This is a genomic window from Nodularia sp. LEGE 04288, from assembly GCF_963896525.1.
GTDB lineage: Bacteria > Cyanobacteriota > Cyanobacteriia > Cyanobacteriales > Nostocaceae > Nodularia.
Map to the genome: position 1 here is coordinate 1 of NZ_CAWQOY010000118.1, position 12557 is coordinate 12557.

Genomic DNA, 12557 nt, shown 5'->3' on the forward strand with positions numbered 1-12557 from the left:
CTTTTTCAACACGCGGACATTTATTGATACAAAATTTTATCTAACTTGTTGCTGCAAGGTCTGAAGTTCCGTTAATTTTTGGTCAGCTTATGGTTCAAAGTTTGGCCATTTTTGCGGTAAAAGCACACTCTCCCCCTGTTTCCGATGCTAGCAGCACAGAAACATGATCCCGAAAGGAAGCGATCGCCGCATCTTTGTCTTTGAGGGACATCCCACCTTGAAATTCCGCAAAGGGGATATTCGCAGCTTCTAGAGTTTTAGCTAAATAAGCACTTGTGGCTTTATGCGTGCTAAAAACCAAAGTTTTTTGGCGAGATTTTGATAGCATCTCCACCAATACCTTAGCTTTTTCCACCTGCTTAACCTGAGATGCGCGTTTTGCTAAAGTCTTTAATTCCTCATCAGGTAGGCGTTTACTCAGTTGCTTGAGTGAATCAGCCAAAGCACCGGGAGAAGAACCAGCCCGCATCAGTAAATTTGTGCGAGAGAGTTTGTCCAGCTTATCCTCGTGCGATCGCAGATATTCGCTTAAATCTTGGTAAAGCTTCTGTTCACCAGCCGCCGGGTTAACAGTGATTGTCGTAGCAAAACGTTTCGGTAATTTTACATCGACTAAGGCACGGGTATTTCGTACCATCACTTCCCGCATCAAAGAACGCAGCTTTTCGGGATTTTTGGGAACGCGGCCATTTTTGGAATCAACATATTCTTTCTTAAATGCTGCTTCGGTTTTAAGTAGCCCTGGCTTGAGGAGGGTGAGCAAATTAAATAATTCTACCAAAGAGTTCTGGACTGGAGTAGCCGTCAGCATCAGGATAAACCGCTTATTCAGGGCATTAACCAGTTTCCAGTTCAAAGTATTGCGATTTTTCAGGTGATGCGCTTCATCCACAACTACTAAATCCCAATTCCGACTGGTAACAAGAGGATAATGTTTACCAGATTTAGCTGTGTTTAAGGAAGCAATAATCCGGGGGTTTTCCGTCCAGAAATCTTCTAGGGGTGCAAGTGGATCTCGATTATCTGTGGTGATAGTAGAAATATTAAATTTGTCACTTAATTCTGATTGCCATTGGGAAACCAAAGAGGCAGGAGTTAAGACTAGCATGGACTTGACCATTCCCCTGGCTAAGTATTCGGCTATAATCAGCCCCGCTTCGATGGTTTTGCCCAATCCCACCTCATCTGCTAACAATGCCCGTCCACCGAGTTGTCTGAGGACTTTCCTGGCTGTTTCAATTTGATACCAATATTTGTCTATGGCTGTAAGGGTTGGCAGGCAAACAAGTTGGTCATAGTCTGCCATAACGGAGAGATTGAACAGGTCAAGACGTGCCTCGTAAAAGCTGATGGGGTCAGATTTCCCGGTTTTTAGGGCTTCTAAAGCCGGGGAATGGTTAAATTTAAATGTATACATTTAGATGCCTTTGTATCAACTTTCGTGAATCAATTGCAGCAACGCCTCTGTGGAAATTTTGCCACTCATATCAGTACCCTCCAGCAAGCTATCAGCTAAATCGCGCTTGTGGTGATGCAATGCCACAATCTTGTCTTCAATAGTATCCTTTGCCACTAAGCGATAGATAGTTACCGGGCGTTGTTGCCCAATACGGTGGGCGCGGTCGGAAGCTTGGTCTTCTACTGCTGGATTCCACCAAGGGTCTGTATGAATGACATAATCGGCGGCGGTCAGATTCAACCCAGTACCACCCGCCTTGAGACTAATTAAAAATACATCTCCTGTTCCTGCTTGGAAAGCATCCACCCGTTTTTTCCGCTCTGCCACTGGCGTACTACCATCTAAATATTGATAATTAATACCTTGCTGTTCCAGATAATCTCTAATAATGTGCAAATGGTCAACAAACTGACTAAACACCAACGCCTTATGGCGATTTTCCAGAAGTTCACCCAGCACCTCACCAAAAAGTTGCAACTTAGAACTGGATAACTCAGTGTCAGGCATCACCAAACTAGGATTACAGCAAGCGCGACGCAGTTTCATAATTTCCGCCAAAACTTGCAGATGTTTCTTTCCTGCCTCGGCATCGCTTTCGGTGAGTTTAGATATTGCCTGACGGCGCAAGGCTTCATAGAATGCCATTTCCTCCCGACTCAATTCCACATGAAGTAAAATCTCAGTCCGGTCAGGCAATTCTTCTAGCACCTGGTTTTTTGTCCGCCGCAACAGAAATGGTTGAATCAGTTTTTTGAGTTTATTACGTGCTTGTTTATCCTGAAACTTCTCAATGGGGATAGCAAAGCGTTGATTGAAACTTTCAAAAGAACCCAATAACCCAGGGTTAATAAAACGGAACAAATTCCACAATTCACCGAGGTGGTTTTCAATGGGAGTCCCAGTTGTAATCAGTTTAAAGCCAGATTTCAAATTCATGGCTGCTTGAGAACGTTTAGTAGCCATATTTTTAATCGCCTGGGCTTCATCCAGCACAATCGTTTGCCACTGCACCTCAGAGAGCATTTGAGCTACTTCTTCCTGCTGCAATAAACCATAGCTACATACCAACATATCCAACGGTTGCAGTTCATCCAGTAATTTTTGGCGATTAGCACCAGCAAACTGCACAATATTCAGGGTAGGGGCGAACCTCTGCGCTTCACTCACCCAATTCATGCACACGGAAGTTGGGGCAATAATTAGGGTTGGTCCCTCATGGGCGTGGTTGAGGATGACAGCCAATGCTTGCACGGTTTTACCCAGTCCCATTTGGTCTGCCAAACAAGCGCCCACACCCCAATGTGCCAGACGCGCCAGCCAACAGAAGCCATCCATTTGATAGTCGCGTAGTTCGGCTTGAAACGTAGAGGGCAGTTCTGGTTGGAGGTTCTGCACCTCCTTGAGCCGTTGGATATGTGTCTTCCAGTGTTTATCGGTTTTTACCTTGCCCACCTCATCGACAAAATCCTCTAACCCTAATGTTGCTAATGGGTGGAAACGGATACCTTTGTTGTGTTTTTCCGAAAACATTCGCAATTCGTCGAGGCGTTTGCGAAAAGCTTGAGTTAAAGCCAGAAATTCACCATCCCCAAGGGGGATAAAACGACTGGGGTTTTTCTCTAAGAGTTCTAGTAGTTGCTGCATATCCAGCACCAAATCGTTACTTAATTTCAACTCCCCAGTGGCTGCAAACCAGTCTTGTTGACGTTGAATTGATAAATTAAAGTCTTTCAAGTCTGCATGGTGGCGAACACGCAGTTTTTCTCCTTCTGGCCAGGCCATGACGACGCTGTTTCCCAGTGTTTGCAGTTCTAGCAGCAGTTCTAAACATTCTTCTGGGTCTTCTATTACCCATTCACCATCTTGTTCTTCAATTCGAGTTAATGTGGGACAAGCGGCTATAGCGGCCTGGGCAAGTTGCTGTTCTTCGGGCAGATTGCGTCTGGTTTGCAGGCGTTTGCCGTCAATCTCGGCAATTACAGTTTCACCACCTGCACCAGGACGGAAGTAGGGGCCACCCTGGGCAAAGGGGCGCGACAACAGGGTGACTTTCAATCCGGTATTAGCGGGTAAAAGGTGAATATGGGGTAAAGTTTGTGCGGGTACTTCTTCTGCTCCTTCTAGCCCCCCACCAATATCAGAATGCACGGTGACGATACCAGAGACGGCATTGATGGCTGCCAAGACTTGCTTCTCGGCGATTGCGGGTACGTTTAATTTATTATCTTTGCCGATAATTTCACCAATGCGTCGGTGTTCGGCGGTAATTTCAATGACTTTGATGCGGGTTGGGGTTTCTTTAATATTGAGAACATTTTGTGATTCTGTTAATTTGGGCGAAAATTCCAAGGTGAGACGACCTTGTTTGCCTTTTTTGACTAGTAGTTCTGGTTCTCCCTTGACAATTTCTACACGAATATTAGGGGTATCTTCCCAAAAAACTAACGGGTGTCCAATTAAGGCAGAGATGGCTTTTTCACTGAAGGTATACTCGACTTTGCCGTAATAAGAACTATCATTGTATGCCTCTATACAACTACATACCCGCATATCTTGGGATGTAATATAATTGAACTCACTCAAGCTATTGCTTAAACGTTTGATAGCTATGGGGCGGCCTTTACTCCATTCTCCTTTGGCATTAACTTTTTGTTCTCGTGGTTGCAAGATACATTTGCTGGGATAGAAGGTGATGAACCATGCTAAACGTAGTTCTGACTCAGCTTTTCCAGGCGTTTGTGGTACTTTCTGGAGATTTGCTAGGGCATTAAGACACATTTCCCAAGCTTCCTGGGGGTGTATCAGGTCTACGATGGTTTGGATGCTGCTATCTTCGCGCAGTGTTGCGGCTTGTTGACGATAGTTGCTACTGGGTTTGAGTCGAGATAGGAGTTCTGCGCTTTCCATTGCCAGCCAGTGATGACCGGATGCAAGCGATCGGCGATAGAATGGTTCTAGTAAATTAGGTAAGCGTTTTTTGGCACTATCAGCATCCATCCAGTAAAGGCACAGAGAACAAAACAATGTTTGTAAGCTATTCTCTTCTTCTACCGAAGAAATGTAGGCGTTAACTATAAATTGTTTTTGGGTAATATCACCTTGCTGAACTTGGAGTAAGATTTTCAGTCTGGCATAACTAAACTTGAGCCAATGGTCTGATTGACGGGAAATGAGACTGGCGTACTCTTCTGCTTCTTTGAGGCGTTGCATTGAGCCATCTTTTAACAGTGCTAGGATAAAAAATAAGCCGCCGATTGTATTGAAATATATTTGGCGTTTCCCCTTGGCTTTTTTCAAGGCTTTGAGAGCATCTGTATAATATTTGATAGCTTGGTCGTTCTCACCTTGCAGAAAACTTAGCCAGCCCCAAAAAACAAGGGTATGATCTCGATATTTCTCAGATATGCGCTCTAAAGTTTGTTGTGGTTCTTGGATACAGCCCCGTAGCAGTAATTGTTCTGTGAAAATCAGTTGCAGATTATCTGAGCTATGTGTTCCCTCTGTAGAGCATTCTTCTTCTAGCAGTGTAAACACATCTTCTGACGCAGACAATTTTAATGCTGAATTGAGGAGGATGCTAGATATGCCGAGTTCATATAATTCTTGTGGTAAAGTGTTAAACCAATCGGCATCAAAGGGGTTATTGCATATCTGCTCGAAGATATTTTCTATTGAAATTTTTTCTTCATCATAACTGTACTTCTGATAATCTTCAATTTGCTTATTAATAAAACTAGGGTCTTGACGATAAATACCAATGCGGATTTCTCTGATACATTGGCGGAGATTTTGGAATATCCGAGATTCGTTTTGCCAATGTTTATGTACGGGTAAAGTTTCCTCTACTGCCGTGACTAATATCTCAAACTGCCCTGTTTTTACCGCATGACGAGTCGCAATTTCTGTGAGTAACGAATGGCATTCATGACCTTGCTTACTTTCCTTAATTAGCAAGCCTGCTTTTAACAATTTATCGATTTGGGGACTGAGGGTTTTAGTGCCAAAAGGTTTATTATTTTCATCTACTGCCCCTGTTTTACTGAGGCAACTTAGGAATGAGTTTTTATCTATGGGTGCAAAAATAACCGAGTATAACTGAATAACTTTTTGGGCAAAAGGAGGTAAATCAAAGTATTTTTTCGCCAGTTGTTTTTGTAGTTGTGTGGTGTTAGGTTCAAAATTTGTCATATGATTAATTTAGTTCTTTAAATAATTCTCTTAATTTACGTTTACGACTATTATTTGCTTCTAGTTGTGAGCGACGACTTCCCGCCATATTTTGACAAGGGCTGCTTCTGCTGTATCCAGAAGAATTTTAGCCGCAGACATAGCCTCATCAATATGCCCCAAAGCTGTCAGAGTGAACTCATCTAAAATATTGACGAGCCTGAATAAGCGTGGACATCTGTGAGTTAAGGTATTTGATCATTCTGTGGAAATTCACATAAAATTAGTATAAAGTAAATTTCCTTTAACAAACAATAATGACTTACAAAGAACTATGACCAAACTCATCTTAATTACAGGCATAAGCAAAGGTCTAGGTTATGCTATGACTCAGGGGTTTATTCAACAGGGGCATACTGTTATTGGTTGCGCTCGTTCATCAGCAGCTATCGAGAAACTACGTCAGCAGTTTACTGCACCAAATGATTTTACAGTTGTAGACGTAAAAAAGGAACCGCAAGTAGAAACATGGGCAAAAGACGTACTGAGTAAATATGACTCACCAGATATACTCATTAACAATGCAGCAATTACGAATTACCCAGCACCTTTGTGGCAAGTACCTTCTGATGAATTCTCCGAGTTGATTGATATCAATATTAAAGGAGTAGTTAATATAATCCGCCATTTTGTTCCAGCAATGGTAAAAAACCAGCGTGGTATTATTGTCAACTTCAGTTCTGGTTGGGGACGTTCTACTTCTCCCGAAGTGGCACCATACTGCGCTTCCAAGTGGGCAATTGAAGGATTAACTCGTTCTTTGGCACAAGAACTTCCTGCTGGCATGGCGGCTGTTCCTCTCAACCCAGGGATTATTTATACTGATATGCTCTCTATTAGCTTTGGAGAAGAAGCTGCTAATTATACACCAGTGTCCGATTGGGTATTGAAAGCTGTGCCATATATTCTCAAGTTGAAACCTACAGATAACGGTATGCCCTTAACTGTCTCAATGTGAAAATTATTGCAATACAGGAGCATAGTGAATATATGTATAAGTATATTTTATGCGTAAACAATCGGCAGCAAAGAAACGGGCGATTGATTTGCTGAATGTGCCTTATAGTAGGCGGAAAAATCGCTGAGAATTTAACAATGCGACAATCAGTTAGAGCGTTCCCCTGCTCTGTTTGTTGAAGCTTATCGGCTTAAGTCCGATCAAAGGCATGGTTCGTAATCACAATTTGGCGAAGGCAATTTCTGATTGTGGATGGGGAACATTAACCAATTTTCTAGCCTATAAGCTAGAGCGTAAAGGTGGAAAGTTGGTTGAGATTGATAGATGGTTTCCCAGTTCCAAGCTCTGTTCTAATTGTTTCCATCAAGTGAGTGAGATGCCATTGGATGTAAGGGAATGGACTTTTCCTCATTGTGGTACTCATCATGACCGTGATGGCAACGCAGCGATCAATATTAGAGCCGAGGGTATCAGAATGCTTGCATTGAGCATCTCGACTTCGCTCGATGGAACCGCAGTCGAAATGATCAAGGCGGAAGGTTCAGCCGTCTCTGCTGTAGGAGGGGATGTCAGACCAAAGCTTGGGCGAAAGTCTAAGTGGGAGCAACGCGATTTTGTGAGGTGCTGAAACCTGCGACGTATATAGGTTGTTTCAGGATGCGATCGCAACTTAAAAACCAGGTTTTGTTGACAATATAGGGATGTAATTGAGAACTTAACCCCGATCTCACTTTTTCGCGTTGCTCCCAGTCTAAGTTGCGGCAACAGTCTCTTGTGGTACTTCGGCAACTTGAGGAATCGTGGCAGCCAACGACGGAACCAACCGACCACGATAAAACGGCTGCTGCAAACCCGCTAGAACACCCAGCACCCCCAATTCCGACCACTCGCCTAAATCTTCTCCGCGCAGAGATACCCAGTTTTCTCAAAACAGCACAGCGTTATGTCTTGTGGGTTTTCTTTGTGCTTGTCCACCCAAAGCTGTATCAGAGTAAGCCGGGAGTTCAAAATCTCACGGAACTGTCGCTTGTATTCCTGTTGTGTGGCGGTATCTTTCGGTGAAGACTTCCACCACTGCAATAATTCAGGAGTGGGGGCGAACAGAGGAAGGTGTTTACCAGTCCAGCCTTTGGGGGGATAGAGTGAGATGGAAACAGCCTCACCCTTGATTTCACCTGCGTAGTATGAAGTGTAAATTGTCAATCTGGCTGTTGCAAAGCAGGGGATCTCCACTCAATACCGTACAAGCAAGAGCCGTTGATTAACTGTAGTCCCAAAACGGTGCGAACTTTGGCAGCATGATCACCGAAACGAAAGTTAACCAATTCGCCCACCATGAACACGGGTTTTTCAGCTGCCGTAGATTGAATTTGCCCAGTGGGAATCATCTCAACCCCTGGTACTGATACAATCTTGTTATCCAGGGCAATTGAGTAGTTCCAGATGTTATCGCCCCACTCCACACCGCAGCAGTAACCGAAAGCACTAAATTTGGGCAGATAAACTCTCTCCAGCAAGCAGATGACCATTGGCGGGATTTCTTTTCCCCAGGGAGGTGAGATGTACCAACAGATTTCCAAAGAGTTGATGAGGTTATTCATGCGACTGCTCCAGTTGTTGTTGTATGTGGATAAATAACTGTGTTGCAAAACTAGGCGGGACAGAATAGCCGATGATTGACCCAGCAGTAGCAGTTTGGGGTGGGAACTCATACCAAGATGGAAAGCCTTGCAAAATTGCTGCTGCTTGGATAGACAAGGACTTGATAGTGCCATCAGGTAGCCAAATATCAGCGAATTTATTGCGGTTGCAACCCTTGTGGTCAGTGAAATGGGAGCGCAGTATGGTGTTAGCTGGTAAATGCTTAGGCTTGTATTTAGCTAATTTGCGTCCTCCAACTCGCTCTATAAGCAGTGGTGTTGGTTCATTAGTTGCAAGAAACTGGCTTAAAGCTTGCCGTTGTCTAGATAGTAGTTGAGAGTTGGGCATGGTAGGAATAAGATGTGCGATCGTCTCATACCAGCCAACTGGTTTAGATGTGGGTGGTAGCGTGAGAGTTGTATCCTGGCTGGCCACCAAGACCAAACGCCTCCGCGCCTGGGGTAGTCTGTAATCAGCCATGTTGACGACGCTGTAATTGACCCTATAACCAAGGGATTCCAGGACGTTGAGGATAATGGCGAAACTTTGGCTATTGAGATAGCGTGGAACATTTTCTAAAGTGAAAATCCGTGGTTGTAGGTTTAGGATAGCTGCTGCTACTGCTTGCGCTGCCGATAGGTCATCTGGAGTTTCTACCGCCGCCCCCGCTTTGGCTGTGTGGGCTTGGCTGAAGTTGGCGCACACCGGGGAAGCGTGAAGATAGTCGGGTTTGGGAAAGCCCTGAAATTCTGAATGTGCTACCTCCTGTACTGTCAGTTGTATGACTTTGCAGCCGTACTCATGAAAATTGCGGTGGTGGGTGTGAGCGAGCGCGTGACTGAGTTTTGGTTTAGTCGGGTCATATTCCACCGCGATGACCGGACGAATACCCGCTTGTACCATCGCAGCTTCTACACCGCCGCCTCCTGCGAATAGCACAACAGCGATAGGTGCATTGGCTGGAAGCTTTGGTTTACGTGGACTTTTGGTTTTCGCTCTTTTGATGAAAGAGATGATTTCTTCTCTGGTCGCTCCCTGAAGTTGCATTGCCCGGATCATGGGAACTGCGCCACAAGGGATGGAGCCGATACTACGACCCTTCCAAACTGAGTTGATTTTCTCTTTCCAGTTGAAACCCCATCGCCAGTGTTTTGGGTTATTCAAGTCACGTTCACCAATGATGCGGGGGTAGAAAACTGTTGAGCCGTTTTGTAGCTTTTTGCTTTCCAGGTACTGATAAAGACAACCGACTGATTCGTTTTCTGCTGATTGTAGTCCTTTCTCTAAGAATTTTTCGGGTATTCCAGATGACATAATATTTGTGGACTCACTTAAACCAGCAGTAGCGACCAGAGTTTTAGTCATGAGTTAAACCTGAGTATTGGTTTTAATGTTTTTGCATGATTATTCAAAATTCTCCTATAGTTTCGTGTTGATAATTTATATGTTATTCCAATAGCTTTGAATGATAAATTATCCGAATATTTTCGCATAACAAATATTTTTTGTAGTTCAGAATTATTGTTTTAAAGTCTGGTGTTTCAAAAATGTTTGACTTTTAATAATGAGAATATTTTACAAGAAAACTACTGATGAATTAACTTAATAGTTTTGTTTTTAATTTAACTTTATAAAGTAGAAATGTTTTTTTGAATCATTCTATAATCTCATTTTGATTTTTTGTTTTACCTAGACTAATCGTTGAAAAGATAATTTCTGAAGCTGATAATGGTAAAGTTTTCCCAGTTGCTGCTGCTAAATTACACAAAGCTAAATGCAATCTATCTGTAACTGTTGGTTTTTGAATTTCAAAATCAGGATTAGACCATAGCTTTCCACTTGCTGCGTATTTAATATAAGAACTACTATCCACAGAATCAACACCTACTGCATAAAGTTTTTGAATTATTGTAGGGGAACCTAACCCAAAAATATGCAAAGGTAAATCTCCAATTTCATTTCTGACAGTTTCAACAATGGATAGAACGAAATTTAAATCGCTAACTCTTGGTACTAATTCACCAATAGCAATCCCATCAAACCCACAATTAGCGTAGGCTTTAGCACAATCTTTATCTGATTGAGCGTTCCAGGTTTGTACACAAGCATAAATAGGTAAATCACGTCTACGTTTGTTATCTAATGCCCAATGTGCATTAGCAATTGTTAAGTTTTGGCGTTCTTTAGCCTGGGTTGAATCCATGTTTGGAGGGATGGGAAAATCCAGCGTAAAAGCTACATCAGCGATTTGTGATCGTAGTTCTAGGACATCTTTAGAGTGGATTATTTCAACTTCATCTCCCTTCTTAATTTCGATGATTCCCAATTTCCCTTTTGCACGAATAGTTACGCCTTCAAATAATGAAACAAATCCCCCACTGTCAATGAATAATGGTAGTTTTGGGTGTTGTTCTGGTGACATCTTTTTTGCATAATAATAGCTGACCATAACTGCGGGAGCTAATCGGCAAAGATAAGGGCGTACCAAATTATCTAAAGGGTACTTTTCGCCAAATGTGGTCACGGGAATATATGCGGGGTTTGAATTCGATAAAATGCTTTTGCTAACTTTTCAATTAGGATATCTTTTTGAAAAAGTCTAAGTTCCATATTTACACTCCCAATTCAAAAATTCTACAACCATCGACTTCCACGGGGCTAATATTGATTAATCCACCCCTTTAGATTCTGCATCCAAGCACGGATACCAATTGTGTTAAATGTGCGGCATACCAGTTTTGCCTGTTTGGTGCAGTAACGTCCTGCATCAAAAGCTTAATGCTCAAGGATGATGGCGATCGCGACATTTGGAATGCCATTGGTTTTCCACTCTGCTAGTTCACTAGTATCAAACCCTTGTGTGATAAAGCTTTTAGCTAATTTAATTGGTTTTAGTTCACCACTTTGGAGATGATTGATTATTCCAGTATGGCTGTAGCTCTAATACTGGCCTTATCTCTGCCTAATTCATCAACCTCTATTTCTTCCTGAATCTGTTCAATAACTTGAGTAATTTCAATTGGTGACATTTTTGGTTAAGTGCTGGAATACAAAGATTATTGTCTTTAACTTGCAGAAATCCTCAGACATTAACCTGTACTAAATCCTGTTCGTTGACAAATGAAAATCGGTTCACCTTATCTGGTGTTTGGTTTAAAACAGGCGATCGCAATTCGACAACATAAAACCAAGACCCATTAATTAGTCGAATCGCCAGAACAAGCCGCGGCTTTGTCTCATGCTTGTGAGAGCGAAACATCACTCGTTCGCCCAGCACAAAATAGGGTTTTTTTACAGTAATAGCCTCTAGCCGACCAGTGCCAATGATTTGATGTTTGGTGGCGTGTAGAATTTCGTGATCACAGGCGATCGCTAAGTTTGCGAGACTGGGGCGGTCGTCTTTTGTTTTTGCTGCATTTAATCTGTCACACATATACACACATCTATAAGTATGTATATAATTAAATCTGGTTGAATATATGTGTAGGTGTTGATATGGTTAAAACGCTAGTGGCAAAAGATTATCGAGTTAAGCCAGGAACATGGGGCGAAAGCAAGCAACGGGTTCAAATCATGTTGACCCCGACAGCGATTGAGCTTGTTGATGCTGTAGCTGAAAAAATGGAACTAACTAGAGCAGAAGTAATCGAGAGGTTGATTCGTTCTCAATGTCTTAACGTCGAAACTTTAAAAGAGATTGTAGGAGATGACAACTAAAAATCCTTTTAATACTCTTCAACGACTGTTCAGCTAGAGGTGGAAACATGAACAAACCACCCTCGAAGCGTAAAAAAGTCACCTTCCCAACTCCAAAGAATCCAGATGTACTGTCCCAGGATCATCAGGATTTAGTGACTATTGAGGTGACGGCTGTAGAAGTGGAGGAATTGACTGAGGAAGAACAGCGCGATCGTTTGCACCTGGAACGCAAAGTGGAAAGAGCGGTTTTTGAAGCTGGCAAGGCGCTGATGGAGTTGCGTGACCGCAGACTTTACCGTTCAACGCATTCAACCTTTGAGGAGTATTGCAAGAACAGGTTTGGGTTTGAGCGTCGTCATCCTTACAGATTAATCGAAGCTTCGGTTGTATTTGATAACTTGATGAAAATGTGTCCAAATTGGACACAAAACGAAATTGAAGATGATCCTGCTACAGTTAACTCTACTCAGCAACAAATCTTGCCTACCAGCGAAGGCCAAGTCCGCCCCCTCACGAAGCTAGAACCGCAGGAACAGCAATTCGTATAGCAGCAGGCAGTAGAGGAAGCTGGCG

10 protein-coding genes and 1 pseudogene are annotated in these 12557 nt (G+C 42.9%); 4 read left to right on the forward strand and 7 right to left on the reverse strand.

The window, feature by feature from the left end:
• Nucleotides 1–94: 94 nt before the first annotated feature.
• Both AACX33_RS14760 and AACX33_RS14765 read right to left on the reverse strand, forming a co-directional pair.
• Complete coding sequence (locus AACX33_RS14760; RefSeq protein ID WP_227789091.1) at nt 95–1417, reverse strand: DEAD/DEAH box helicase; 1323 nt, start codon at nt 1415–1417, stop codon at nt 95–97.
• Nucleotides 1418–1432: 15 nt separating this feature from the next.
• Nucleotides 1433–5647: a DEAD/DEAH box helicase gene (locus AACX33_RS14765; protein WP_227789092.1), complete on the reverse strand. Its 4215-nt coding sequence runs from the start codon at nt 5645–5647 to the stop codon at nt 1433–1435.
• A gap of 313 nt (nt 5648–5960) precedes the next feature.
• Here AACX33_RS14765 and AACX33_RS14770 point away from each other — a divergent pair, with 313 nt between their 5' ends.
• Both AACX33_RS14770 and AACX33_RS14775 read left to right on the forward strand, forming a co-directional pair.
• Nucleotides 5961–6644, forward strand: coding sequence for an SDR family oxidoreductase (locus tag AACX33_RS14770; RefSeq protein ID WP_227789093.1), 684 nt, complete (start codon nt 5961–5963; stop codon nt 6642–6644).
• 199 nt (nt 6645–6843) lie between these two features.
• Nucleotides 6844–7272, forward strand: a pseudogene (locus AACX33_RS14775) (RNA-guided endonuclease InsQ/TnpB family protein); the annotation flags it as partial.
• Between the two features lie 263 nt (nt 7273–7535).
• On the opposite strand, the gene AACX33_RS14780 reads toward AACX33_RS14775, so the two are convergent.
• The 5 genes from AACX33_RS14780 to AACX33_RS14800 form a co-directional block, all read right to left on the reverse strand.
• Nucleotides 7536–7847 carry a DUF488 family protein, N3 subclade gene (locus AACX33_RS14780; protein WP_227789094.1) on the reverse strand — a complete coding sequence of 104 codons (312 nt, stop codon included), beginning with the start codon at nt 7845–7847 and terminating at the stop codon, nt 7536–7538.
• Nucleotides 7844–8245, reverse strand: coding sequence for a DUF1392 family protein (locus tag AACX33_RS14785; RefSeq protein WP_227789095.1), 402 nt, complete (start codon nt 8243–8245; stop codon nt 7844–7846). The genes AACX33_RS14780 and AACX33_RS14785 overlap by 4 nt, the downstream gene beginning before the upstream one ends.
• The gene (locus AACX33_RS14790; RefSeq protein WP_227789096.1) at nt 8238–9650 is read right to left on the reverse strand and encodes a DNA cytosine methyltransferase; all 1413 of its coding nucleotides are present in this window, start codon (nt 9648–9650) and stop codon (nt 8238–8240) included. Before AACX33_RS14790 ends, AACX33_RS14785 begins: the two co-directional genes overlap by 8 nt.
• A gap of 289 nt (nt 9651–9939) precedes the next feature.
• Nucleotides 9940–10809, reverse strand: a complete 870-nt coding sequence (locus tag AACX33_RS14795) for a tRNA-guanine transglycosylase (protein WP_227789097.1) — start codon at nt 10807–10809, stop codon at nt 9940–9942.
• Nucleotides 10810–11367: 558 nt separating this feature from the next.
• On the reverse strand, nt 11368–11718 hold the full coding sequence (locus tag AACX33_RS14800) for a DUF1392 family protein (RefSeq protein WP_227789098.1): 351 nt from the start codon (nt 11716–11718) through the stop codon (nt 11368–11370).
• A 62-nt stretch (nt 11719–11780) separates the two neighbouring features.
• Between AACX33_RS14800 and AACX33_RS14805 the strand changes: the two genes are divergently transcribed.
• Nucleotides 11781–12002, forward strand: coding sequence for a hypothetical protein (locus AACX33_RS14805; protein ID WP_227789099.1), 222 nt, complete (start codon nt 11781–11783; stop codon nt 12000–12002).
• A gap of 47 nt (nt 12003–12049) precedes the next feature.
• On the forward strand, nt 12050–12532 hold the full coding sequence (locus AACX33_RS14810; RefSeq protein WP_339406746.1) for a hypothetical protein: 483 nt from the start codon (nt 12050–12052) through the stop codon (nt 12530–12532).
• Nucleotides 12533–12557 lie beyond the last annotated feature (25 nt).